Source organism: Chryseobacterium artocarpi (assembly GCF_001684975.1).
Lineage (GTDB): Bacteria > Bacteroidota > Bacteroidia > Flavobacteriales > Weeksellaceae > Chryseobacterium > Chryseobacterium artocarpi.
In genome coordinates this window covers 646285-671272 of sequence record NZ_MAYH01000023.1, presented here as the reverse complement: position 1 = coordinate 671272, position 24988 = coordinate 646285, and the positions used below count along the sequence as shown (strand labels likewise).

The 24988-nt window shown below is 35.6% G+C and carries 21 protein-coding genes; 9 read left to right on the top strand and 12 right to left on the bottom strand.

Going from position 1 to position 24988, the window contains the following annotated elements:
- Positions 1 to 391 precede the first annotated feature (391 nt).
- The 7 genes from BBI01_RS11045 to BBI01_RS11015 form a co-directional block, all read right to left on the bottom strand.
- The gene (locus BBI01_RS11045) at positions 392 to 1750 is read right to left on the bottom strand and encodes a M20/M25/M40 family metallo-hydrolase (protein ID WP_065394708.1); all 1359 of its coding nucleotides are present in this window, start codon (positions 1748 to 1750) and stop codon (positions 392 to 394) included.
- A 4-nt stretch (positions 1751 to 1754) separates the two neighbouring features.
- Positions 1755 to 3116 (bottom strand): M20/M25/M40 family metallo-hydrolase, encoded by a 1362-nt coding sequence (locus BBI01_RS11040; RefSeq protein WP_083190076.1) that lies wholly within the window; start codon positions 3114 to 3116, stop codon positions 1755 to 1757.
- Between the two features lies 1 nt (position 3117).
- Positions 3118 to 4524, bottom strand: coding sequence for a M28 family peptidase (locus tag BBI01_RS11035; RefSeq protein WP_065394707.1), 1407 nt, complete (start codon positions 4522 to 4524; stop codon positions 3118 to 3120).
- 55 nt (positions 4525 to 4579) lie between these two features.
- On the bottom strand, positions 4580 to 5824 hold the full coding sequence (locus BBI01_RS11030) for a DUF1015 domain-containing protein (protein ID WP_065394706.1): 1245 nt from the start codon (positions 5822 to 5824) through the stop codon (positions 4580 to 4582).
- 2 nt (positions 5825 to 5826) lie between these two features.
- On the bottom strand, positions 5827 to 6792 hold the full coding sequence (locus tag BBI01_RS11025; RefSeq protein WP_065394705.1) for a D-2-hydroxyacid dehydrogenase: 966 nt from the start codon (positions 6790 to 6792) through the stop codon (positions 5827 to 5829).
- Between the two features lie 124 nt (positions 6793 to 6916).
- Positions 6917 to 7981 (bottom strand): 3-phosphoserine/phosphohydroxythreonine transaminase, encoded by a 1065-nt coding sequence (gene serC, locus BBI01_RS11020; RefSeq protein ID WP_065394704.1) that lies wholly within the window; start codon positions 7979 to 7981, stop codon positions 6917 to 6919.
- A gap of 108 nt (positions 7982 to 8089) precedes the next feature.
- A complete protein-coding gene (locus tag BBI01_RS11015) occupies positions 8090 to 8440 on the bottom strand; it encodes a 4Fe-4S binding protein (protein WP_065394703.1) in 351 nt (116 codons plus the stop codon).
- 59 nt (positions 8441 to 8499) lie between these two features.
- On the opposite strand from BBI01_RS11015, the gene BBI01_RS11010 reads away from it, so the two are divergent.
- The 3 genes from BBI01_RS11010 to BBI01_RS11000 are packed head-to-tail and all read left to right on the top strand — an operon-like array spanning position 8500 to position 10749.
- Complete coding sequence (locus BBI01_RS11010; protein WP_065394702.1) at positions 8500 to 9534, top strand: acyl-CoA reductase; 1035 nt, start codon at positions 8500 to 8502, stop codon at positions 9532 to 9534.
- 48 nt (positions 9535 to 9582) lie between these two features.
- The gene (locus BBI01_RS11005; protein ID WP_228393983.1) at positions 9583 to 10026 is read left to right on the top strand and encodes a peptidylprolyl isomerase; all 444 of its coding nucleotides are present in this window, start codon (positions 9583 to 9585) and stop codon (positions 10024 to 10026) included.
- 33 nt (positions 10027 to 10059) lie between these two features.
- Positions 10060 to 10749 carry a Bax inhibitor-1/YccA family protein gene (locus BBI01_RS11000; protein ID WP_065394700.1) on the top strand — a complete coding sequence of 230 codons (690 nt, stop codon included), beginning with the start codon at positions 10060 to 10062 and terminating at the stop codon, positions 10747 to 10749.
- Between the two features lie 633 nt (positions 10750 to 11382).
- Here BBI01_RS11000 and BBI01_RS10995 read toward each other — a convergent pair.
- The 5 genes from BBI01_RS10995 to BBI01_RS10975 all read right to left on the bottom strand — a co-directional run bounded on the left by BBI01_RS10995 (position 11383) and on the right by BBI01_RS10975 (position 17009).
- Positions 11383 to 11631 carry a DUF6952 family protein gene (locus BBI01_RS10995; RefSeq protein ID WP_002980002.1) on the bottom strand — a complete coding sequence of 83 codons (249 nt, stop codon included), beginning with the start codon at positions 11629 to 11631 and terminating at the stop codon, positions 11383 to 11385.
- Positions 11631 to 11939 (bottom strand): thioredoxin family protein, encoded by a 309-nt coding sequence (locus BBI01_RS10990; protein ID WP_002980001.1) that lies wholly within the window; start codon positions 11937 to 11939, stop codon positions 11631 to 11633. Before BBI01_RS10990 ends, BBI01_RS10995 begins: the two co-directional genes overlap by 1 nt.
- A gap of 121 nt (positions 11940 to 12060) precedes the next feature.
- A complete protein-coding gene (locus BBI01_RS10985; RefSeq protein WP_065394699.1) occupies positions 12061 to 12693 on the bottom strand; it encodes a peroxiredoxin in 633 nt (210 codons plus the stop codon).
- Between the two features lie 146 nt (positions 12694 to 12839).
- Entirely contained in the window at positions 12840 to 15779 is a 2940-nt protein-coding gene (locus BBI01_RS10980) for a M16 family metallopeptidase (protein WP_065394698.1), read from the bottom strand.
- Positions 15780 to 15815: 36 nt separating this feature from the next.
- Complete coding sequence (locus BBI01_RS10975) at positions 15816 to 17009, bottom strand: pyridoxal phosphate-dependent aminotransferase (protein ID WP_065394697.1); 1194 nt, start codon at positions 17007 to 17009, stop codon at positions 15816 to 15818.
- A gap of 174 nt (positions 17010 to 17183) precedes the next feature.
- Here BBI01_RS10975 and BBI01_RS10970 point away from each other — a divergent pair, with 174 nt between their 5' ends.
- The 6 genes from BBI01_RS10970 (at position 17184) to BBI01_RS10945 (ending at position 24979) form a co-directional block, all read left to right on the top strand.
- Positions 17184 to 18029, top strand: a complete 846-nt coding sequence (locus tag BBI01_RS10970; RefSeq protein WP_065394696.1) for a GLPGLI family protein — start codon at positions 17184 to 17186, stop codon at positions 18027 to 18029.
- Between the two features lie 89 nt (positions 18030 to 18118).
- Positions 18119 to 18754, top strand: coding sequence for a 16S rRNA (guanine(527)-N(7))-methyltransferase RsmG (rsmG, locus tag BBI01_RS10965; RefSeq protein ID WP_065394695.1), 636 nt, complete (start codon positions 18119 to 18121; stop codon positions 18752 to 18754).
- A gap of 62 nt (positions 18755 to 18816) precedes the next feature.
- Positions 18817 to 19221: a hypothetical protein gene (locus tag BBI01_RS10960; RefSeq protein ID WP_065394694.1), complete on the top strand. Its 405-nt coding sequence runs from the start codon at positions 18817 to 18819 to the stop codon at positions 19219 to 19221.
- The gene (locus BBI01_RS10955) at positions 19221 to 19757 is read left to right on the top strand and encodes a DUF922 domain-containing protein (protein ID WP_065394693.1); all 537 of its coding nucleotides are present in this window, start codon (positions 19221 to 19223) and stop codon (positions 19755 to 19757) included. Before BBI01_RS10960 ends, BBI01_RS10955 begins: the two co-directional genes overlap by 1 nt.
- Positions 19754 to 22441, top strand: a complete 2688-nt coding sequence (locus BBI01_RS10950; protein ID WP_065394692.1) for a PD-(D/E)XK nuclease family protein — start codon at positions 19754 to 19756, stop codon at positions 22439 to 22441. The genes BBI01_RS10955 and BBI01_RS10950 overlap by 4 nt, the downstream gene beginning before the upstream one ends.
- 171 nt (positions 22442 to 22612) lie before the next feature.
- The gene (locus tag BBI01_RS10945) at positions 22613 to 24979 is read left to right on the top strand and encodes a patatin-like phospholipase family protein (protein ID WP_065394691.1); all 2367 of its coding nucleotides are present in this window, start codon (positions 22613 to 22615) and stop codon (positions 24977 to 24979) included.
- Positions 24980 to 24988: the final 9 nt, after the last annotated feature.

The following is a 24988-nucleotide window of genomic DNA, read 5'->3' as shown; positions in this document are numbered from 1 at the left end:
TTTTTGATGTGAAATTCGAAAAATGTGAAACACAGAGCATTTTTTATTTTTAAAGAAAATTTATTCTCGTTTAACTTTATCTGAGCTAAAATCTTAATAATGATTTTTAAGTTTTGGCTAAAGCCAAATAAATTTTTTATTTAGATGAATGGGCTAAAGCCCATTTCTATTGAATTTTTGAATGTGGAGATACTAAATCCTATCATTTTGAAAGAAATTTCAACGACAAAATGTCAAAGAAGTTATTAAACTTAATGATGTTTGTAAGATTTATTCTATTCCATCATTTTGTGTCATTTGTGAAATCATTCGTGCTATTTGTGTTTAAAAAAAAGCCCGTTAAAACCATAAATGCTTCAACGGACTCTTGTATTATATAAAAAATATTCTACTACCAGTTTTTATCAATCATATAAATAATCTGTGTCATTGTAATTGCTCCCAGTAAGAGCTCTCTGCGATTTACTTTTTCAAAAGTATCTTCTTCTGTGTGATGAATATCAAAATAACGTTGAGAATCCGGCATTAGCTCAGCAGCAGGTATTCCCATATCATGAAGTGGGTAAAGGTCTGTTCCGGAAAACTGCTCTTCAAAGTTGTAAACTCCGTAGGGCAGGAATAGTTTAGACCAACTTTGGATCTGCTTTCTTTTGGTCTGATCCATATCCAAAGCGATTCCTCTTGGAGCGAAGCCTCCCGCATCTGATTCTATAGCAAAAAGATGTTTTTCATTATTGTCTTTAACAAATTTTCCATATTGGATTCCGCCTTTTACACCATTTTCTTCATTGGCAAAGCACACTACTCTAATGGTGTGGTTGTTCTGTATTCCTAATTTTTTGAATGTTCTTAAAACTTCAATACTTTGAACGATTCCGGCGCCGTCATCGTGAGCACCTTCACCTACGTCCCAAGAATCAAGGTGTCCGCCAACTACGATTACGCTTTGATCCTTTTTACCTGTGATCTCACCAATGACAGAGTGGGAGAGTTTTTCTCCTTTCATTCCGCAGTTGGAATTAAGTTTTGCTGTGATTTTTTGATTCTTTAATAAGGCTTCCAGCTCATCAGCAGTAGTACTTCCGATAGCTACAGCAGGTATTTTGGATGTATTTTCTTCATAACGCATTGCTCCGGTGTGTGGAACATCGTCAAAAGCAGATGAAAGTGATCGTATAATGGCAAATTTTCCTCCTTTTTTAGCGGTTAAAGAAGCTGCGGTTGTTCTATATTTTGCAGCATCACCATATCCTTTAAATGTTTCTATAAATGATTGTTTAAAAGCATAATTAAAGAACAGAATTTTATCCTTTACCTGTTCAGCAGTAAGCTTATTATATTCATCCATAGATTTTACCATGATAATTTCACCGGAAACATCTTTTCCGTTTGTACCTTCTGAATTACCAAGGGATAGCATTTTTAAATTTTTCCAGCTTCCGTTTGAGGTTTTGATGTGCAAGGATTCTTTTCCTCTTACCCAAACCGGAATCATCACTTCCTGAAGCCATACTTTATCAGCACCTGCATCGCGAAGTTTCTGTTCTGCCCATTTTACGGATTTCTCATAAGCTTCTGAGCCACTTAAGCGATGACCGATATTCTTTGTAAGTTCACGCAGTTCATTGTAGCCTTTTCCATTGTTTAAAACTTCAAGAGAAATTTTACTGAATTGTATAGAATCTTCTTTAGACTGACCGAAAACAGTCATTCCTAAAAGTAGTAATGTAGTTCCTAATATCTTTTTCATGGTTTTACCAATTTTTATCTATCATATAAATAAGTTGTGTCATCACCGTTGATCCGAGAAGTAATTCTCTGCGGTTGACTTTTTCAAAAGTATCTTCCGCCGTATGGTGAATATCAAAATAACGTTGTGGCTCAGGAACAAGTTCAGCAGTCGGAACTCCCATCTCATGGAGTGGGGCAATATCTGAACCTGAGTATTTTCCTTCAAAGTTATAGACCCCATAAGGTAAAAACAGATTTACCCAGCTTTTGATCTGATTTCTTTTTGTATCATCCATTTCCAATGAAATTCCTCTGGGAGAAAAGCCCCCTGCATCGGATTCTATGGCAAAAAGATGTTTTTCATTATTGTCTTTTACTGTTTTTCCGTATTGTTTCCCGCCTTTTGTTCCATTTTCTTCATTAGCAAAGCAGACCGCTCTGATGGTATGATTATTTTGTATTCCAAGTTTTTTGAAAGTTCTCAGCACTTCAATACTCTGCACAATTCCAGCACCATCATCATGGGCACCTTCACCTACATCCCACGAATCGAGGTGTCCGCCAACTACGATTACGCTTTGATCTTTTTTACCTGTGATCTCACCAATGACGGAGTGGGAGAGTTTTTCTCCTTTCATGCCGCAGTTGGAATTAAGTTTTGCTGTGACTTTTTGACTTTTTAATAAGGCTTCCAGCTCATCGGCTGTAGTGCTTCCAATGGTTAGAGCAGGTACTTTTACTATGTTCTCTTCATATCGCATATTTCCGGTATGAGGAACATCATCGAATGATGAAGAAAGAGATCGGATAATAGCAAATTTTCCACCTTTTTTTGCCGTTAATGTAGCGGCAGTTCGTCGGTAAGCACCAGCTTCTCTATAGGAAATAAAAGTCTGCACATGTCCCTGATTGAAAGGGTAATTAAAGAAAACTATTTTATTTTTCACCTTTTCAGGAGAGAGTTGATCATATTCTTCTAAGGATTTTACCATAATGATTTCTCCTGAAACATCTTTTCCGGCTGTACCTTCAGAATTTCCAAGGGAAAGCATTTTAAGGTTTTTCCAGTTTCCATCAGACGTTTTGATGTGTAAGGATTCTTTTCCTCTTACCCAGACGGGAATCATGACTTCCTGAAGCCATACTTTATCAGCGCCGGCATCGCGAAGTTTTTGAGCTGCCCATTGTACGGATTTTTCATAAGCTTCGGAACCGCTTAAACGATTGCCAATGTTTTTAGTAAGCTCCCGAAGTTCATCATATCCTTTTCCGTTATTTAGAATTTCGGTGGAGATTTTGTTAAACTGAATGGAGTCTTCCTTAGTTTGTCCTAATAAAAAGGTTGTTCCTAAAGCTAATAACGATAAGCTGATTGTCTTTTTCATATTACCAGTTTTTATCAACCATAAAAATCATCTGCGTTATTGCAACGGCTCCGAGAAGAAGTTCTCTTTTGTTCACTTTATCGAAAGTATCCTGTTCGGAATGATGATAATCAAAATATCTCTGTGTGTCTACCACAAGTTCTGCTAAAGGAATATCCAGCTTTTTCAGAGGTGAAATGTCCTGAATTGCGTCTGTCTGATCAAAATCATAAACGCCATAAGGAAGAAAATATTCTTTCCATGGAGAGACTAGTCTTCTTCTTTGCGGTGACATATCCAGAGAAAATCCTCGTGGAGAATACCCTCCGGCATCTGTTCCTAAGGCAAAAATGTGTTTTTCCTCTCTTTTTTTCACATAAGCAGCATACATTTCACGACCTTGTCCTCCGTTTTCACTATTGGCATACAAAACTACGCGGATGGTGTGGTTGTTTTCATAACCAAGTGCTTTTAAGGTTCTCAACACTTCGATACATTGGGCAACGCCTGTTCCGTCATCTATTGCTCCTTCACCAACATCCCAGGAATCCAGCTGAGCACCTAAAACAATGACCTTAGAATCTTTTTTACCCTGAATTTCTGCGATGATATTAGGGTTTGTAGTGCTGCCTTTTGATTCGGCGGTCATGTTTATTTTAGCAGTTACTTTCTGCTTTTTTAATGTTTTTTCCAACTCATCTGCTGATTTTACACCTATTGATAATGCCGGAATTTTGACTTTATCATCAGGTTCGTAGTAAATCATTTTGGCATGAGGGGTATCATCACTAGCTGTTGTAAGTGATCTTATAATTAAAGCTTTTGCGCCAGTTTTAGCGATAACAGAAGCGGAAATTAATTTAGATTTTGCTGTTTGTAAATAGGAATCACTTGTATTAATGATTTTCGGATCCATAGGAACATTCACGAAAACTATCTTGTCTTTTAATTGTCCTATTGACATTGAATTAAGCTCTGAAGTAGAGTTGATTAAAACAATTTCACCTGTCAGATCCTTTCCGCCTGTTCCTTCAGAGTTGCCGAAAGAAAGCATTCTTATATTTTTCCAGTCTCCATTTTCTGCTTTTATCTGTAAAGATTCTTTGCCTCTGATCCAGACCGGAGCTTTAGCTTCTTGTCTCCAGATCATATTAATGCCGATTTCTTTGAACTTTTTTTCAGCCCATTCTACTGCTCTTGCATAGCCAGGTGTTGCACTGAAACGAGGTCCGATTCCCTTTGTGAGTTCTCCAAGATTATCATAAGCTCTGCCATTAGCCATAATCTCGTCTGAGATCTTTTTGAATTCATCGTGATAGTTTAATTTTACAGGAATTGCTGTTCTGCCGGCAGGTTTCTTCTGGACTTTTTTTTGAGAAAATAAAAATCCACTCAAAAAGAGTGGAAGTATAATGAATATTTTTTTCATTTTTTATTTACCTTTCTTTTTCCGCTGTTAAAAATAGGGAAAAATTAGGAATTTATTAAGGTTTCATGTCGTACATTAACAGTGCTGTAATCAATTTTGGCTCAATAAATGTACATTTTGGAGGCATGCTTAATTTTAAATCTGAAATTTTAATCATATCATTAAAACTTACAGGATAAATTCCAAAGCCTGCTTTTCCTTCTCCACTGTCAATTTTTTCTTTTATAATATTGATTCCGTTGATGTTGGAAGTGCCTTTTACATAAGAAATTAAGTCAGAGCTATCCGGATCTTCGATTTTTAAAATACCTTTAAAAATATATTTATCTAATAAATGGTGATCCAGATTATCTAAAGACATTTCTCTGGAACGAAGATCGTGCTTCACATGGAGTGAATAGAATTTACCATCCAGATACATTGAAATATGGAATTTCTGAGAAGGGAAGTAGGGTGTTTCTCCTTTTTCGTGAATCAGGAAATACTGTTCTAGCTCCTTCAGGAATTGTTCGCTGGATAGACCGTTCAGATCGTGTAAGATTCTGTTATAGTCGTGGATTTTAATAGATTGGTTGGAAACGATAAAGCTATATACAAAGTTGTAAAGCTCAGTACCGTTGTGTCTTTTATTTTTCTCCTTAAGTTTTTTTGCGTTTAATGCTGTTGAACCAATCCTGTGGTGCCCGTCAGCGATGTAGAATGAGTCAATCTGATCGATTACTTCTTTAAACTGCTGTAGTTTTAAACGATTATCTATTCTCCAGATCTTATGTCTGATTCCTAAATTGTCTACATGGTTAAAGATAGGAACGTTTTTTTCCTCATGGTTCATCAGCAACTCAATTTTTGAGTTGGCAGGATAAGTAAGTAAAACAGGTTCTGCCTGAAGGCTTACTTTCTCAAGATAGTGAGCCAGCTTTTCTTTTTTCTGCGGAATAGTACTTTCGTGTCTTTTGATTTTTCCACTCCAGAAATCTTCAATACTGGCAAGACCTAGAAGCCCTCTGAATATTTGTTTATTGGGGTATATCTGCTCATACAGATAATACGCAGAATTATCCTGAACCAATTTCTTCTCCTCCATAAGTTCTTCAAATGTGGAACGGATTTTCCTCAGGTTTCGATCTACATCTTTGGATTTACTTACAACATATGGTTTTATCATGTTGATGTAAGTATTTTCAACTTGAGCTTTTTCTGCTATTTCTTCCTGGGTAAAATTATCCAGTGGATGGGTAGGGAAAGTATCCTCAAAATCTCTGTGAGGTCTTATTCCACGGAAAGGTTTAAAAATAGGCATGTTTATCTTATAGTTTCTTTTTGTAGCTTAATAATTTGTTCTGCAAGTTCGATACCGATTTTCTCTTGCGCATCTACTGTATTTCCTCCTACATGTGGAGAAAGTGATAATGCAGGATTCATAAGTAACGGAAGTTCCGGAGTAGGTTCATTTTCAAAAACGTCCAATGCGGCTCCTGCTACTTTTCCGGATTCAATAAAGTCAATCAATGTTACTTCATTGATTACACCGCCTCTTGCAGTATTCACAATATAGACCCCATCTTTCATTTTTTCAAATTGTGGTGTATCTATAATATATTCATTCGTTTTCGGAGTATTGATACTGATGAAGTCTGCTTCTTTAAGGAATGCGTCCATGTCATTGGTCGAAGTGATTTCAAAGTCTAAAGACTGTCCGTTAAAGAAATTCAAGGTAAGAACTTCTGTTTTTGGACTTCTTGTCAGAACCTGTACTTTCATTCCTAAAGCAATTCCTATTTTTACAACTTCCTGTCCAATGCTTCCAAATCCGATTACTCCTAATGTTTTTCCTGAAAGTTCATACGCATTACTGAATGATTTTTTCATGGCATTGAAATGGGTTTCTCCTTCCAAAGGCATCAGTCTGTTCGATTCGTGCAGGAATCTTGCTAATGAAAAGAAATGTCCGAAAACTAATTCTGCCACAGATTTTGAAGATGCAGTAGGGGTATTGATTACTTTTATCCCTTTGCTTTTTGCATATTCTACATCAATGTTGTCCATCCCGATACCGCCACGACCTATGATTTTAAGTCCCGGACATGCATCTATCAATTCCTGTCTTACTTTTGTTGCACTTCTTACAAGAAGAACGTCTACATTATTATCGTTTATAAAATTAATAACGTGATCTTGGGCAACTCTATTGTCCAGAATTTCAATTCCGGCTTCTTTTAGTACCCGTTCTCCTGCTTTTGAGATTCCATCGTTTGCTAAAACTTTCATGTGTTATTGGATTTAAAGATTGAAAGGTTTAAATATTTCAAAATTTTAAAACTGGGGCGCAAATTAATAAATTTAAATTAACTGCTTTTAAATCTTTCAATCTTTGAATTTTTTAATGCTTAAATTATTTGATAGATTTCATTACATCTACCAATACCTGTACGCTTTCAATAGGTAAAGCGTTGTACAAGCTTGCTCTGTATCCGCCAAGGCTTCTGTGTCCGTTTAATCCACTGATACCAGCTGCTTTCCATGCATAGTCAAATTCCTCCTTCTTGCTTTCATCGGTAATTTTGAAAGAAACATTCATCAATGAACGGTCTTCTTTTACACAGAATGTTTCGAATAGCGGGTTGCTATCAATTTCATCGTATAAAAGTTTTGCTTTTGCTTCGTTTCTTTGTTCTGCAGCCGCTATTCCACCATTGTTTTCAAGATACTGAAGGGTCAATAGGGAAGCGTAGATAGGAAATACAGGTGGAGTATTATACATAGATTCTTTAGAAATGTGTTGAGAGTAATCCAGCATAGATAGCATGTTTTCTCTTCCGGTTTTTCCAAGGATTTCTTTTTTGATTACTACTAAAGTTACTCCTGCCGGTCCCATATTTTTCTGCGCTCCGGCATAGATTAAATCAAATTTTGAAAAATCAAGCTGTCTTGAAAAAATATCTGAACTCATATCACATACCATTAAAGTATCTACTTCCGGAAATGATTTCATTTGAGTCCCATAGATGGTATTGTTGGAAGTACAGTGGAAATAATCGTATTCTGAACCTACGGTATAGCCTTTAGGAATGAAAGAGTAGTTTTCATCTTTTGAAGAACCTACCACATCTACTGTTCCTAGTTTTTTAGCTTCTTTAATAGCTCCTGCTGCCCATGTTCCGGTATCCAGGTAAGCTGCTTTTCCGCCTACTTTCATCAGATTGTAAGGAACCATTGCAAACTGCATGCTCGCACCGCTTCCTAAATAAAGAACCTCATAGTCATCACCAAGGTTCATCAACCTTTTTACAATAGCACGCGCTTCGTCCATTACGGCAACAAAATCCTTGCTTCTGTGAGAAATTTCAAGAAGAGATAATCCGATACCGTTAAAATCTAAAATCGCCTGTGCTGATTTTTCGAATACCTCTTGAGGTAAGATACATGGTCCTGCGCTGAAGTTGTGCTTTTTGTTCATATTTTATATTTTTTGGTTGCGTTGGAATTGTATTCCTTAGCTTAATTTTTAGTTTTATTTGATTTTTGGTTAAAAAAAGCCGCCTCACAGATGATGAGACGGAATTTTTTATTCGCCGTGTAGGAATGCTTTTTTGCTAAGCAGAGCCTCTTCAGATTCCACATGATCCTCATCAGGAACACAGCAATCTACCGGGCATACAGCTGCACACTGCGGTTCCTCATGGAAACCTTTACATTCTGTACATTTATCAGTTACAATGAAATAAACATCATCACTTACAGGTTCCTGTGCTGAATCTGCATCTACAGTAAGTCCTGAAGGCATTGTAATAGTCCCTTGAAGGGAAGTTCCGTCAGAAGCCTTCCAATCTACAGCTCCTTCATATATTGCATTGTTTGGACATTCCGGTTCGCAAGCCCCACAGTTAATGCATTCATCAGTTATTTTAATAGCCATCGCTAATTTTTTTTAAATTTGCACAAAATTACAAAATATTCCCCAATTTTAAAGTAATTATGAATACCGAAAATCAAGTTTTAGGACTTATTAAATTAAGTGATTATATAAAAGCGTTTTTAGCGAAGAAATCAGAGGATTACAATGAAGATGATGCTAATATTGAATTATTATTAAAAAGATCAGAAATAGAGAATCCATGGTTTACAGTTGATAATCAGAAAATTGCTTTGCAGCAATGGGCAGATCTGCTTACCGAAGAAAACATCAAAAACTGGCTTGGAAATTATTCTATTTCTAAAATTTCAAAAAGAGTAGGGTTAATTTTAGCCGGAAATATTCCTTTAGTAGGATTTCATGATGCTATTTCTGTGATTTTAAGTAATCATATTCCAGTGATTAAGCTTTCTTCAAAAGATAAATATCTGATTCCGTTTTTATTAAAGAAGTGGAAAGAGTTTTCTGATGATCAAGTGCCGTTTGAATTTGTAGAAAAATTAGAAAACTTTGATGCGGTTATTGCGACAGGAAGTAATAATACCGCAAGATATCTTGAATATTATTTTAAAAATCACTTAAGCATTATCCGTAAAAACAGAACTTCTGTTGCGGTTTTAAAAGGTGATGAAACTGAGGCTGAGCTCCAGCTTTTAGCAAAAGATATTTTCCAGTACTTCGGTTTGGGATGCAGAAACGTGACAAGGATCTTTATTCCTCAGGATTTTGTAATCGATAGATTGTTTGAAAGCTTCCTAGGGTTCCAGGATATTATCAATCATAATAAATATGCTAATAATTATGATTATAACAGAGCTGTTTATCTTCTGAATCAGGAAAAATTCTGGGATAATAATTTTGTGATGCTGAAAGAAGATGATAAACTATTCAGCCCCCTTTCTGTAATTAATTTCAGTCGATATGAATCTTTGGAAGATGTGAAAAGCTTTATTGCTGAAAACGAGGAAAATATTCAGTGTGTGGTGGCTAAAGATGAGCTGGGATTGAATTCAATTGCATTCGGTGAGGCTCAGAATCCGGGGCTTGATACCTATGCAGATAATGTGGATACGATGAAGTTTTTGGAAGTGGTCTGATTTTCGTATCTTCCATGACCTATTTCACCAAATAACAAAATGAATAGTATGAAAAAATTATTTTTAGGGCTGGCGATTATTGGCGGGCAGTTGATCTTTGCCCAAAAAGTAGTGGGAGTGGAGGTTCAGAATAATCAAAAGAAAGAACTTCCGGCTACTATAAGTAAGGATAAGGTAAATTTCTATGACATTAACTTCCAGAAATTTATCAAAGCTTTACAATCTTCAGACCGTAAAACGGCAGATGCTCTTCTTTCCGATAAAATAAGAAAGATTGCTACGGATGACGTTCTCGCAAAAGTGAAGAACGGAATTGATTCTACCAAAAAACTTGAGGTTTTGAAAGTAGGATATTATGTTACAATGGACGGAGTAAGCCATCCGAATATCAAGTATAAATATGCAGGTGATTCTTCAGAAGAAGTGGCGAGTGCGGTGTTTGATGATGATGGTAAAATCCTTGGAGTGATGCCTGCTGCGAAAGAAAAATAATTTTATTTCGAATTAAATAAAAAAATATTAACTATGATGACAGATGTTTTAGTTGCTCATTCTACTGAGGTAGAAAAGGCAAATTTTTACAAGAAAACGTATTTGCATGTAGCATTATCGATTCTTGCATTTATTGGAGTTGAAACTATTTTACTGAAAACGGTGCCTGTAGAAATTATTGCAATGATGTTTCAAGGGAGACTTACTTGGTTATTAATCATCGGGGTTTTTTGGTTGGCGTCTATTTTAGCTTCTAAATGGTCACTTTCACAAAGTAAAACAACTCAATATTTAGGATTAGGATTCTATATTTTACTGGAAGCGATCATTTTTATGCCATTGCTTTATATTGCTGCTAATATGGCAGGTGGGGCTAATGTGATCTTTCAGGCTGCTACTTTAACAGTTGCCATGTTTGCAGGGATTTCCGGAGTTGCTTTTACTTCAAAGAGAGATTTTTCTTTTTTAAGAAATATTATAGTAATCGGTGGTTTTATTTCGATCGGATTGATCGTGGGTGGTATGGCATTCGGTTTTAACCTTGGGCTATGGTTCTCTGTAGGGATGGTTATTCTCGCTTCAGCTACAATTTTATATCAGACAAGTAAACTGAAAGATTCTTATGGAACTAATCAGTATGTAGGTGCTGCATTACAGCTTTTTGCTTCTATCATGCTTTTATTCTGGTATATCCTGAATATTCTGATGAGCAGAAGAAGTTAATTTGATTATCCAATTGAATTTAAATAATAGTCCTGGTGAGTTTTTCATCAGGATTTTTTTATTTGGGATCAGATTTAATTTGGTGAATGTTTTTAATTTCTCTCCCAAATTTTGCGGATAGAGCAGATTTTTTTACCACAAATGTTTTCACAGATGACGCAATTGCTGTAGTTGATATTTGTACTATTAGTGCAAGGAATTAGTGAAATTCGTGTTTAATGAGGATTGTAAATATAATCCCGAAGTATTGTAGAATGTCATTCTGAAAGCAACGAAGTGGAATGAAGAACCTAATCTGAGTTTGAGATTCTTCTTTCGTCAGGATGACAATGAGGATGTAATAAATGCTTCAAACACAAATGACACAATTGCTGTAGTTGGTATTTGTGTTATTCGTGCAATAATATTAGTGAAATTCGTGTTTAATTACGCTGTGAATCCAAAAAATCCTGATGACATTTCATCGGGATTTTATTGGGTATTCTTTAACTATTCAATACTCAATATCACTTCAAAAGGATTGAAGAATTATTTCAGATAAAAAGTAGAGTATTGGCTAAAGAAGAGGGAAGTGTAGTGTTGAGGAAAAACCTCAGATCTTTTGTGTTTTTATAGAATATTAAATGATAAAAACTACTTATCAATGGATCCTAAAACCTTCTGTGCGAAAGAATTTAGGGCATCTTTTTCGCTCATTCCGTTTTGCACATTAGCATGAACTTCTAAAGCTCCGCAGATGTTGGTAATAAGCTCTCCTGCAACATTTAAATCCTCTTCACTTGTTCCTCTGAATTCGCAGAAGCTTTCAAGAACTTCTAATGTTTTTTCTAGGTTTTCAGGAGTCTGATTCTGATAGAATTGTCTGATTACTGGTAATTTCATTATGCTAGCTCGTTAAAAAGGTTAATTAAACTTTCTGCCTGGTTAGACTGAACCTGATTTACCAATTCACCGTTTTTGAAGATTGCGAAAGTTGGTAGGTTGTCCACTTTTGCTAATTTTCTGCTTTCAGGAAGTTTTTCAGCATCTACATATAAGAAAGGAATAGAATCATTCTCAGCTGCTAATTTTTTGAATTTTGGCTTCATGATTCTGCAGTTTCCGCACCATGTTGCACCATACTGAACAACTACTTTTTCGTTGTCGTTTACTATATTTTGTAATGTATCTTCGGTTAATTCTGTGTACATAATAATAATTTGAAAATGAGATAATTTGAAAATGTGCTAATGGTAAAAAGAAAATGAGATAATTTTAGATCATCCAGAGATTAATTTTCAAATTATCTCATTTTCAGATTAACACATTATATTAGTTCTTAGCTAAGTATTCTGCTGTAGAAGTTCTGTCTGCTTTCATTGCGTCTTTACCTTCTTCCCAGTTTGCAGGACATACTTCACCGTGTTTTTGAACGTGAGTGTAAGCGTCGATTAGTCTTAAGAATTCTTTTACGTTTCTACCTAGAGGCATATCGTTTACCGCTTCGTGGAAGATTTTTCCAGTTTCGTCGATAAGGTAAGTAGCTCTGTAAGTTACGTTAGAACCAGTGAAAATTTCTTCTCCATCTTCATTGTATTCGAAATCCTGATCTACAATTCCTAAAGTGTTTGCTAATTGTCTGTGAGTATCAGCTAAAAGTGGGTAAGTTACTCCTTCGATACCTCCGTTATCTTTTGGAGTGTTTAACCATGCGAAGTGTACTTCGTTTGTATCGCAAGATGCTCCGATTACTTTAGTGTTTCTTTTTTCGAACTCACCTAAAGCCTCCTGGAAAGCGTGAAGCTCAGTAGGGCATACGAAAGTGAAATCTTTAGGGTACCAGAACAAAAGAACTTTTTGTTGGTTAGTTGTAGCTTCTTCAAGGATGTTGATTCTTAAATCGTCACCCATTTCAGACATTGCGTCGATTGTTAAATTCGGGAATTTTTTTCCTACTAAAGACATAATTTTTTGTTTTTATATTTAAATTTCTGATGCAAATATAGAGAAGTTTTATCTATCGAACAAATGAATATTGATAAATAAAATCTATAATTGTTTTTGATATGCTGTTAAGTAAAAAAGCCCTGAAACCAGGGCTTTTCTTTATTTTAATAACCAAATATTTCAGTCAAATTGAGTTTTTTTACCTCGCCTAATTTCTGCATATCTGATTCATTTACTTTGTCTTGTGACGCAACAATACAATACGTATAATTTTTGTTTTTCATTTCATTATCGTGGAAAGTATTGATGTCTGCAAAAGATAGCTTTGGAGCTTGTTCATAGACATTCTTTCTTATATCTGTATTGTTTCCAAGCCTTTGTGCTTTCAGATAAGAGAAAATAATACCGTCCTGAGAAATTCTTTCAGAAGCGATAGTTTTTTTCAATCCGCTTTTTGCTGTTTCAAATAGCTGTTCAGACTTTGGAAGGGTAGTCAGAAGCTCATTCATCGCTGTTGTAGACTCATTGAATTTGTCAGCTTGTGTACCTACATATGCCATAATGGTATTCTTGTCAGCTTTCTTGCTTGGAAGCGCAAAATAAGAATAAGTAGAATATGCCAATGCTTTAGATTCTCTGATGGTCTGGAAAACAATAGAACCCATTCCGCCACCGAAATAATTATTGAATAAGTTTACCGTAGGCGTAATCGTTGAGTTGTACTGTTCAGAGTTTCTTGCCCAGAAGATTTCAGCCTGTACCATATCGTAATGAGCGAATAATACTTTGTTCTTATCTGTTGGGATCTGTACAAATGTTTTTGTTTGTGGGAGATCTTTAAGAGCAGCAGAAATTTTATGAATAGGTTTTAAAGAAGCTACTGTTTCAGCACCTGTTTTCGGACCGTAATAAAGTACTTTATGCTTAAAATTAAACAGGTCGTGAAGGATTTTAGTTAAGTCTTCAGCTTTCAATGCGTCAAGCTCAGCATCGCTCAATACATTGTTGAATGGGTTTTGTGCGCCGTATTGAGCGTAACTTCTTAACCCTGCCATAATTGTAGCTTTGTTCTGTTTTGCATTCGCTCTTGCTTTCTTCAATCGGGCTTTGTAAGCGTCTAATGCTCCTTGATCTGCTTTACAGTTTTTAATCAAATCTTCAAATAGAGCAATTGTTTTATCAAAGTTTTCATTCAAACCTTCAAGAGATACGTATGTTTCCTCGTTTCCTGCGCTTACATTGAAACTTGAAGCTAGTTTGTAGAATTCTCTACTGATGGTTTCAGACGACTTATTATTAGTTCCAAGATATTGCAGGTATTCTGCTGCTAAAGGAAGCATCTTGTTGTTCCATTTCCCTGAATCAAAATGATAATACATTCTGAATAGTGCGTTGTCTGTATTTTTTACAGAAAGCACATTTACCTCGCCTAGTTGAGTTTTAGCAATATCCTTGTCGTAGTTTAGCCATACCGGAGCAATTGCTTTTTCAGGCATTTCGTCAATTTTCTTAAGGAAAGAAGATTGGTCTTCTCTGTTTACGGAAACAGGTGTTATAGTAGGCTTATCTACTTTTACAATGCTCTTGTCTTCGCCTTTTTTCTTATAAACAGCTACGTAATTGTTATTTTGAAGATATTTCGCTGCGAATTCCATAATGTCTTTTTTAGTAAGACTGGAAATTTCTTCGATGTATTCAAGGTTTGCTTTATGATCTACTTCTGATGTGAATTCATCCATTAAGATGCTTGCTCTTGATGAGTATTTTTCATCCTTTTGAATGGTATTCTTCTTTTCGTTATTTACAATAGATTGAATCAGATCATCGGAAAATTCTCCTTTTCTTAATTTATCGATCTCCTGAAGAAGAAGATTTTTCACTTCATCCAAAGATTGTCCTTCTGTAGGTTTTCCCTGTAAAAGTAATACGGAATAATCTTTTAAAGCATAAGGAAAAGCAAAAGCACCAAGTAGTTTTTGTCTTTTTACCAGATCTAGATCGATTAATCCAGCTTGTCCGTTGGTAAGCATGCTTCCTACAAAGTTAAGCAGTCTTGCATCTTTTGTTGATGCTCCCGGGAATCTGAAGCCAAGCATTACACTTTCGGCATCTGGTCCTACAACTTCTTTAATTACGGGTGAAGCAATAGGGTTTTCCTGTCCTACTTTGTATTCAGGAACAGGTTTTGACTTCATATAAGAAAAAGCCTTATCGATTTTGGCAATTACTTCATCCGGATTGAAGTCTCCGGACATAATGATTCCCATGTTGTTGGGAACATAATAATTGTTATAATATTCTCTGATTGCGTGTAGAGAAGGGTTTTTCAGGTGTTCAATTGTTCCGATTGTAGTTTGTTTTCCATAATTGTTATTAGGAAAAAGATTAGCAAACATCATATCAAAAACTTTGTCTCCGTCATCATCCAGTGTTCTGTTCTTTTCTTCATATACAGCTTCAAGCTCAGTGTGGAAAAGTCTAAGGATCGGCTCTCTGAATCTTTCTGACTGTAAAGCAAGGAACTTGTCTACCACGTTAGAAGGAATATCTTCCGTATAAACAGTCTGCTCGAAAGAAGTGAAGGCATTTGATCCGTCAGCTCCCATTCCAGCCATCATCTTATCATATTCGTTGGCGATTGCAAATTTGGCAGCTTCTCCGGAAACCCTGTCGATTTCTTTATAGATTTCCTTTCTTTTAGCCTCGTCTTTTGTCTGATTGTATTTTTCATAAAGAGCATCAATCTGATCTAAAAGTGGTTTTTCTTTTGCCCAGTCTTTAGAACCAAACTGTGTAGTTCCTTTGAAAAGCATATGCTCTAAATAGTGAGCAAGACCTGTATGGTCTGCCGGATCTGTTTTACTTCCTGCTTTTGTTGCAATATAGGTCTGAATTCTCGGTTCTTTGCTGGTTGGGCTTAAAATAACCGTTAATCCGTTTTTCAACGTGTAGTATCTTGCAGAAGTAGGATCGTTAGTCACGTATTTGTACTTATATCCATTGGCAGTAGCCTCTTTCCATTGGAAATCCTGTCCGAAAGCATGACCTGCAAAACTTGCTGCGGCAATACTTGTAGCGATTGTTAGTTTTTTTAACAAATTCATTGTAATGGTTGTGTTTTATTTACCGTTTTTTAATTCTTAATTAAATTGGTCTAATAAATCCTTGATTCGTTTCATAGCCTTTCTTAAATCTTCTTCAGAAGCAGCATAAGAGAATCTGATACATTCCGGGCTACCGAATGAAAAACCACCTACACATCCTACGTGAGCATTTTCTAACAAGAACATTGCGAAGTCATCAGAATTTTTAATTTCTGTTCCGTTCAATGTTTTTCCAATGTAATGTGAGATGTCCGGGAAGAAATAAAATGCAGCTTTTGGAAGCAGTACTTTGAACCCTGGAATTTCCTGGATTAATTCATACACAAGATCTCTTCTTTTCTTGAAAGCATCAATCATATATCTGTATTCTGAAGGATCTGTCTTTAATGCAGTGATAGAAGCTCTCTGAGCTACGGTGTTGGCACCGCTTGTCATCTGTCCCTGTACTTTTTCACAAGCTTTTGCCAGCCACTCAGGACATGCGGAGTATCCGATTCTCCATCCTGTCATGGCAAAGGCTTTTGACATCCCGTTGATTACGGCAGTCTGTTCGTAAACCTCAGGAAACTGAGCGATGGAAGTTGTTTTCGTCTCATAATTGATGAATTCATAGATCTCATCTGAAATGATTGTTACATGAGGGTATTTTGCCACTACTTTTGCAATAGATTTCAATTCGTCATAAGTATAATATCCCCCGGAAGGATTACATGGAGAACTGAAAAGGATTGCTTTTGTCTTATCTGTAATAGCTTCTTCAAGTTGTTCCGCTGTAACTTTGAAATCAGTAACATACGAAGTAGGAAGCATTACAGAATTTCCGCCCATCATTTTTACCATTTCATCATAGCTTACCCAATAAGGAGCAGGTAATAAAACCTCGTCGCCATCATTGATAATCGCTGCCAGAACATTTAAAATAGCCTGTTTAGCACCATTGGAAACACAAATTTGTGTTGGTTTATATTCAAGATTGTTGTCTCTTTTTAATTTATAAGCAATCGCCTCGCGCAGTTCAAGGAATCCCGGAACAGGAGAGTAGTGGCTGTAGTTTTCATTAATGGCATCGAAAGCTGCCTGTTTGATATTATCCGGTACATCGAAATCCGGTTCACCAAGAGTTAAGCTGATCACGTCTATTCCGCTGGCTTTCATTTCTCTGGCTTTATTAGACATTACAAAAGTCTGTGAGTATCCTAATCTTTTTACTCTGTCCGAAAGTTTATCCATGTATTTTTTTTTGAATTTTAACAAATATATAATAAAAACGTCTTGCAGATGAAATAAAAACGGGGCTAGTTTAAAGATTTTTATCAGGTTTCAAAGGATTCACTATATTTGGATTTAATATTGTTTTAGCTCCGCCATTATTGCTGAAATCGTATTGATTATAAAACTAATCCTATGAAAAAAAAGTTTCAAATTTTATTTCTGGCATTCGCAGCTACTGTTTCTGCTCAGAATTACCGCTTTGTGTACGAATACAAAATGAAGCCTGACATTGAGAATAAATATGCTGAAGTCACAGATTATATGAATCTGGATACAGACGGTAAAAAGTCCTATTTTTATAATGCTGTAAAATATGAGAGAGATTCTGCTTATCAGGTGAATAAAGATCTTGCAGCCCTTTTTAAAAGTAAAAACTATGACAGGAATCTCAATTATATCCTTGAAAAAGATTACGCAAAGAAAGAAACAAACTTATACGATAAATTTAAAACGGCAAACCTTGTCCTTACAGATCATGAGTCGCCAAAATGGGTCATTCACAAAGAATTTCTTAAAATTAATGATATAAATTGCCAAAAAGCTACTGCTAAATACAAAGGAAGAGAATGGGAAGCATGGTTTTCTAAAGACTATCCGGTGAATGATGGACCTTATAAATTCAATGGACTTCCGGGTTTGATTGTGAGAGTAAGAGATTCAGAAGATGATCATATTTTTAATTTGATTCAGGTGAAAAAAGTAAATGAAATGTTCTCTTTAGTTCCTAAAAACAGCAAAAAAATAACTGAGCAGGAGTATAAAAAACTTTTGAAAAATGATGTTTTTAGTCCTGAAGATATTGAAAGTATGAACGTAGATTCAAAAGCAGGAAAGATGGGAATACAGCTGAAAGACGGCTATATTGCTCAGTTGGATCTAGACCAAATAAAAAAAGCAGGAAAAGGAAATAATGATGCAGAAATAGCCAGAATGCTTAAAAAAGGGAATAATCCTATAGAAAGAGAAAGTACCCATTAAAAAGATACCGTACTATTTTTTGATATACTCTTCCTGAAAGTTTGAATAAAGCTAATAAAAACTTATTTTTGCAGATTATAATAATTCACATGTCTACATCGTTACTATTAAAATACTTTCCGGATCTTACAGAAACACAGATAGAACAGTTTGCAAAACTGGAAACACTGTACAATGAATGGAATGAAAAGATCAACGTGATTTCCAGAAAAGATATGGAATCATTGTATGAAAAACATATTCTTCACTCTTTGGGAATTGCAAAAGTGATGGAATTTGCTCCGGGAACAAAAGTATTGGATATCGGAACGGGAGGAGGTTTTCCTGGAATTCCTTTAGCGATCCTTTTCCCTGAAACACAGTTTACCCTGATTGATTCCATTGGAAAGAAAATCAGCGTAGTACAGGCTGTATCAGAAGGGGTTGGATTGAAAAATGTAACTGCGATTCATGGAAGAGCAGAAAAACTGAAAGAAAAGTTCCACTTTATCGTCAGCAGAGCCGTTACTCAGATGCCGGAATTCCTAAGATGGCTGAAAGGAAAATTTGAAAAAGAACAGTTTAATCCTAAACATAACGGAATTTTATATTTAAAAGGTGGAGATCTTGCAGAAGAGCTTGCCGGACTTAAATGTGAAATTTTTAACCTAAAACACTATTTTGATGGAGAATTTTTTGATACTAAGAAAGTAGTCTATGTATCAAAAGGTAATTTTAATTCCTAATTTACACTGATTAGGGAATAATTTTTGCTAATTGTTTATTAATAATCACAAAATTGTAGGTTATGAAAAAACTTTTAAATATTGGATTTGCAACAGTATTGTTTGGCTTAGTAATGGTTTCTTGTAACGACGATGATTACGAGACCATTGAATCCATTGATAAGATCAAAATAGACAGTGTGAAAATTGTAAATGATACCATGGATGTTTTTGCACTTCAGAGTATAAAAACGTATTCCACATATCCATCTCAATGTCAGGGTTTTTATGGATATGATTATATTTATAACAACAATCTTGAGAGAACTGTTACTGCCTACAAATACATTACCAACGGTCCTTGTGCACAAAACAGCTATACTGGAGCGAATCAGATTAATTTCAGCCCAAGACAGAAAGGAAAATATACTTTTAAATTCTGGAATGGAGGAAATAACTGGATCACAAAAACCATTGTAGTAAAATAATGAAACTGATTACTGTATTGTGTTTACTGACTGCCAATATTATGTTCGGACAGAAAATTTTCTGGCAGGAAGGGCAAAAACTGGATTGGAGTAATTTTAAAAGCTCTGTGAACAGAAGGAATAATCCTGATGTTGCCGCTTACACGAATTGCGGTTGGGAATATTCCGTAGTAAAATCTTCGAACCCAAAGTCTCCTGTGAAAATTGAAATTAAAACCGTTTTTCACGAAGAAAAATCATGGAAGGATGTAAAAAAAATCAACGATTATATTCTTTTGCATGAACAGAAGCACTTTGACATTGCAGAGCTTTTTGTAAGGAAATTCAGAAAAGCTATTGATGAAAAAGTAAGAACTTCCGGAGATTACGACAGGTTATTTAAATCAATTTATAACGATATTTCCAATCAATATAAAAACTTCCAGATGTCCTATGACAAAGACACCCGTCATGGGATGGACAAAGAAAAACAGGCAGAATACAACGCTGCTATTTCCACAGAACTAGAAAACCTTAAAAGCTACCAAGCCCTTTGAAATTCCTCAATAAGATCATTCACGAACTTTTAGCGCAAAACCCGGATCTTTCTGCGTTTAATATTATCCTGCCGGGAAAACGTCCGATTGTATTTATCAGACAGATTCTGGAGGAAAACAATTATTCGGGGCTATTGCCGAATTTCTTTACGATCGAGGAGTTGATTAATAAAATTGCTGATAAACAGGTAATTCAGGGTATTCCGTTGTGGCTTTTTTCATTTGATGTATACCGAAGTTTGAATTTAATTCCCAGAGATGATTTTTCGGATTTTTTGAAATGGTTTCCAACATTACAAAAGGATTGGGATGATATTCTTAAATTCTCCGATAGTGATGTTGCGGTTTTACAGTATATGTTTGATGAGGAAAGGATTAAAGAATGGGCTCAGGATCTTGGCGAAGATGATGATGTTCCGAGAAAGAAGTTTCTTAATTTCTGGCAAAACATGAACGTTTTTCTTCCTGAACTGAAAAGCAGATTGCAGGAAAAGAATTGGGCTACGTCAGGAATGATTCACGAGGCTGCTAAAGCCGGGATCTCGGATTTTGCAAGGAGTACCCCGGAACAATTTGTTTTCTGCGGATTTAATGCCTTTACGCCGGTGGAAGAAAAACTCGTAAGAAATCTTTTACAGTGGAATAAAGCACAATGTTTCTTTCAGGCGGATCGTTATTATTTTAATGATGAAAGACAGGAAGCAGGAAAGTTTCTCAGAAATCATAAAACATGGAAGGAATTTGATGATAACAGGGTTTTTGAATGGATTGAGGATGATTTTAACCAACCCAAAAAGATTAAAGTCTATGAAGTTTCCGGAAATGTAACGCAAACCAAAGTACTACCGGAAATTTTTAAGGAAATTAATAACAAAACTTTTTCCAATACTGCTGTTGTTCTGTTGGATGAAAATCTTCTGCCCGCAAGTCTTGATGTGATGCACGGCGTAGAAAACCTGAATATCACGATGGGTTTTCCGCTTAAAAATCTGTCTTTTTCCAATGCGGTAAAACGACTGTTTTATTTGCAGAAACAACTTGAAAAGAATAAAACATCCTATTACTACAGAGATATATTCCCGATTCTGGAAGAGCTTCCGAAGTCTGCTAAAGATGAACTGATCATCAATGATTTTAAAGCGAAAATAGAGGAGAGGAATATTGTTTATATTTCTAAAAAGCTTCTGAATGAACTGCTGAGTGAGCTGTCTTATTTCGGACTTTTGCAGAAGGCTGTAAGCACAAATGCTTATCTGGATATACTGATTTCTTTCTGTCATCAGGTAAAATGGCTGGAAATAGACGATATTCAGTATGAAAATGTTTCCCACTTTGAAAATGCTTTCAGAATCATTAAAAACCAGTTGACGCCTTACAATATTGAGATCAAAATGGAGACGCTGGAAATTCTTATCAATCAGCATATCAATTCCGAGAGTATAGATTTTCAGGGAGAGCCACTGCGAGGATTGCAGATCATGGGGTTGCTGGAAACGCGTTTGCTGAACTTTGAAAACGTTATTCTGCTTTCCGTGAACGAAGGGAAGCTGCCGTTGGGAAATTCACAGAATACTTATATTCCTTTTGATATCAGGAGGTTTTTTGATCTTCATACTTTCCTGGAAAATGATAGTATTTATGCCTATCACTTTTACCGGCTGATTCAGGATGCGCAGAATGTTCATTTGCTGTACAATGCATTAAGTTCCGGGGTGAATACGGGAGAAAAAAGCCGTTTCATTACTCAGATTGAAATGGAGAGTTCCCATGAGATTGAGCATCTGATCATTGAGAATTCTTCGGAACCTATTATGACTAAACCTATAGAAATTTCCAAGACGGAAATTGTAAAGGAGCGTCTTCAGAAATGGAAAGGAAAAGTCTCGGCTTCGCATCTTACAAGCTACCTTTATAATCCGATAGATTTTTACTTATCAAAGATTCTGAACACTTCGGAAACGGACGAAATTGAAGAAGAGTTATCGGTGAAAAACTATGGGAACCTGGTGCATTATTCACTTCAAGAAGTTTATGAGATGCTTAAAGGTAAGGTTTTAAAAGAAAGCGATTTAGTAAAATCAATTAAAGCGATAGATGAATATATAAATATAGCGATTGAAAAGCTTAAACATCAACCGGAATTCTACGAGAAGGGGATGAATTACATCCATAAAGCCATTGCGAAAAAGGTAATTGAAAATGTCCTTAATCATGATCTTGAACTGATAAAACAAGGAAATACTTTAGAGATTGTTGATATTGAAAGAAGGTTCGAAAACATAGAATTTTACCTTGAAGGAAATGATAAAATTTCATTCATGGGATTCATCGACAGAATTGATAAGCTAAATGGAACTTTACGAATCATCGATTATAAAACTGCCAAAATTAAAAATCTGACAGTGAAAATTGATGAGGACAATGTTGCAGAATATTTCCATAACAGTGACAGAAAACAGGCTTTACAGCTCTGTATTTATCATTATGTGGTGCAACATCTTCCTGAGTTCTGGGGATATCCTATCGAAACGGGAATCTGGAGCTTTGCTGATGCTAAAAAGGGAATGGTTTCTCTTCAGTTTGACAAAGGAAATATTGATGATGCGATGAAGGCTGTAAAAAACCTTATTCTTGAAATCCTGAACCCGGATGTTAACTTCGTGGAAAGCGTAAAGTCTTATTAAATTTTCATAGATTTTTCCCTTAGATCTTTCTGATTTCGCAGATTTTAAATTTGTATGGAATTGTATTTTTAAGTTCTTCTTAAATAGACAAATAGATGAGATTTTTTGTCAGCTTTTGTGGTATAATTGTATATTTACTGTAAAATTCCACACTCTTAAACTGGTTGTCCCATGAAAAAGCTTCTGATATTTGTAACCATTATTTCCTCTTTTTTTCTCAAATCTCAGCAAGTAAATGACTCTCTCCAGATCAGACTTCAGAATGTTTCAAAGGATACTAAGTTTGGTTTAGCTTTAAGTGGAGGAGGTGCGAAAGGCTTTGCTCATATTGGTATTTTGAAAATGATCGATTCTCTGGGAATCAAGGTGGATTATATTACCGGAACGAGTATGGGGGGTATTTTGGGTGGTTTATATGCCATGGGATATAACGCTGACCAGCTCAAGAAAACCATCTATAAAGTAGACTGGAACAGGATTCTAAGCAATAAAATTCCTTACAGTAAAGTCAACATCAGTGAAAAGGATGAGTATGATAAATATATCCTTGAGTTTCCTGTAGTAAAGGGAGTTCCAACGCTTCCAAGCTCTTATATTGAAGGACAGTACATGGGTGAAGTTTTAAATACGCTCACTTTTAATGCCAAACATATTAATGATTTCAGCCAATTAAGAATTCCGGTAGAGCTTACTTCTTCGGATATTGAAAATGGAGGGCTGGTTATGCAGAAAAAAGGTTCTTTACCATTGGCTATTCGTTCTACACTTGCTATTCCTGCGGCTTTTGCTCCGGTTTATATTGATGGGAAACTATTGGTAGACGGAGGTTTGGATCGTAATTATCCTGCGAATGAGGTTCGTCAGATGGGAGCAGATTTTGTTATTGGAGGTTATACAGGATTTAGGCTTTTTACTAAAAAAGAGATCGAGAATCCTATGAAAATGATCTATCAGACCCATGCCATACGTTCTGTAGAGGATTTTAAACATCAGAAGGCTTTATCCAATATTCTCGTAGATTTTGTTGATCCTCTGGGGGATATTACAACAAAAGATTTTGCAAGGTTCAGAAAGATTATAAAAATCGGTGAGACAGAAGCAAGAAAACACCTTCCTGAATTTGTAGCTTTAGCAGAAGCGCAAAGAAAATTAGGGATTAAGTATGAGCATGAAATGATTGAAGAGGTGAAGCTGCCGACCACAAAATTTACCTTTAATGAAGAAGATGGAACACCGCTTACAGATGAGGTTGAAGTTGCTGTAATCAAACGAGAATTAGGGTTAACGGAAGGAAAGTATTATGATGTAAAAACAGTGAATGAAGCGATAGACAGGGTGTTTGGAATGCGCCAATATGAAAAAGTATATTACACTTATACGAATACGGGAGATGCTCTTACCATGAATATTTTCGTTAAAAAAGCAAAGAAGGGAGCTTTCAAACTGGCATTACATTACGATACAGAACAGTCTGTGGGAATCATTGTAAATTATACTTACAGAAATATTCTTGCCAACAGATCCAGATTTCTTGCTACGATCGATATTTCAGAACGTTTTAAGGCACGTCTGGCTTATCAGGGATTTTTAGGAAGTGGTGATCACTGGTGGGTAGATCTTGAAGCAAAAATGGTTCATCTTAAAAGTAATGACCTGACTTTTAGAATATTTAGTTACGAGGACGGAGATTATAATACGAGATTTCCCAATCATATGTACAGAAATATAACAGGAAAAGTTGCTTTAAATTACAATATCAATCCGAATGCTTTTATCTCTGTAGGAACAGAATTCAGTGCGGAAAGAATGTACAGTTTACTGGATAAAGTGGATCAGGCAAAAATAGACAACTACAGTAAAAAGCTTTATAACCACAGTAATTTCAATACATTTATAAAGTTTGAACAAAATAGCCTCAATAAAAGATACTTCTTTACCAAAGGCAATCATTTGCAGGTAAGCACAAGGTTTTACTACGGAGATCAGTACGAATTATATGATCTGGAGACAGTTCAGCCTCAGTTGTATCCTATATTAAATCCGAAAGATTCTTATTATTTTATTCCTAAAAATCTGGTATCTTTTACTTTAAATGAAAATTTTGCTTATCCAATCACCAGAAGACTTGCGGCAAAGGCTAATCTTTTTCTGGGAACAAGTTTTGGGTCGGTGAGAGAAGATTCGGTTCCTTATTTTTTCCTGAACCAAAAGTATAATCTTGGGGGAAGTGAGTACAATTATGACTTATTAAACCCTGAATTCAACGGGCTTCGCCAAAAAGAACTTCCAATGAATTCCGTGGCAAAGGCGGGTGTATCTCTTCAATACAGAATCATGAAAAGGTTATATCTGACACCATCTTTCAGCTATGGAAAGGTAAGTGAAGAGTTTTCGCCGTTTAATGACAGTTTTGATATGTTTGGATATGGAGTGAACTTAGGTTATGAATCTTTACTGGGTCCTATCAGTCTTAATATTTCAAGAAATAATCAGCTTGATTTTTCAAGAATATATTTCAGTATAGGTTTCAAGTTTTGATAAATAAGT

Bases quoted from the DNA above. Each gene is read 5' to 3' on its own strand.
- BBI01_RS10980 (WP_065394698.1), bottom strand. From the start codon at position 15,779: ATGAATTTGTTAAAAAAACTAACAATCGCTACAAGTATTGCCGCAGCA.
- BBI01_RS10990 (WP_002980001.1), bottom strand. From the start codon at position 11,939: ATGTACACAGAATTAACCGAAGATACATTACAAAATATAGTAAACGAC.
- BBI01_RS11045 (WP_065394708.1), bottom strand. From the start codon at position 1,750: ATGAAAAAGATATTAGGAACTACATTACTACTTTTAGGAATGACTGTT.
- BBI01_RS11000 (WP_065394700.1), top strand. From the start codon at position 10,060: ATGATGACAGATGTTTTAGTTGCTCATTCTACTGAGGTAGAAAAGGCA.
- BBI01_RS11040 (WP_083190076.1), bottom strand. From the start codon at position 3,116: ATGAAAAAGACAATCAGCTTATCGTTATTAGCTTTAGGAACAACCTTT.
- BBI01_RS10975 (WP_065394697.1), bottom strand. From the start codon at position 17,009: ATGGATAAACTTTCGGACAGAGTAAAAAGATTAGGATACTCACAGACT.
- BBI01_RS11035 (WP_065394707.1), bottom strand. From the start codon at position 4,524: ATGAAAAAAATATTCATTATACTTCCACTCTTTTTGAGTGGATTTTTA.
- rsmG (WP_065394695.1), top strand. From the start codon at position 18,119: ATGTCTACATCGTTACTATTAAAATACTTTCCGGATCTTACAGAAACA.
- BBI01_RS10995 (WP_002980002.1), bottom strand. From the start codon at position 11,631: ATGAAATTACCAGTAATCAGACAATTCTATCAGAATCAGACTCCTGAA.
- BBI01_RS10985 (WP_065394699.1), bottom strand. From the start codon at position 12,693: ATGTCTTTAGTAGGAAAAAAATTCCCGAATTTAACAATCGACGCAATG.
- BBI01_RS11030 (WP_065394706.1), bottom strand. From the start codon at position 5,824: ATGCCTATTTTTAAACCTTTCCGTGGAATAAGACCTCACAGAGATTTT.
- BBI01_RS10970 (WP_065394696.1), top strand. From the start codon at position 17,184: ATGAAAAAAAAGTTTCAAATTTTATTTCTGGCATTCGCAGCTACTGTT.
- BBI01_RS11025 (WP_065394705.1), bottom strand. From the start codon at position 6,792: ATGAAAGTTTTAGCAAACGATGGAATCTCAAAAGCAGGAGAACGGGTA.
- serC (WP_065394704.1), bottom strand. From the start codon at position 7,981: ATGAACAAAAAGCACAACTTCAGCGCAGGACCATGTATCTTACCTCAA.
- BBI01_RS10960 (WP_065394694.1), top strand. From the start codon at position 18,817: ATGAAAAAACTTTTAAATATTGGATTTGCAACAGTATTGTTTGGCTTA.
- BBI01_RS11005 (WP_228393983.1), top strand. From the start codon at position 9,583: ATGAAAAAATTATTTTTAGGGCTGGCGATTATTGGCGGGCAGTTGATC.
- BBI01_RS11010 (WP_065394702.1), top strand. From the start codon at position 8,500: ATGAATACCGAAAATCAAGTTTTAGGACTTATTAAATTAAGTGATTAT.
- BBI01_RS11015 (WP_065394703.1), bottom strand. From the start codon at position 8,440: ATGGCTATTAAAATAACTGATGAATGCATTAACTGTGGGGCTTGCGAA.
- BBI01_RS10955 (WP_065394693.1), top strand. From the start codon at position 19,221: ATGAAACTGATTACTGTATTGTGTTTACTGACTGCCAATATTATGTTC.
- BBI01_RS10945 (WP_065394691.1), top strand. From the start codon at position 22,613: ATGAAAAAGCTTCTGATATTTGTAACCATTATTTCCTCTTTTTTTCTC.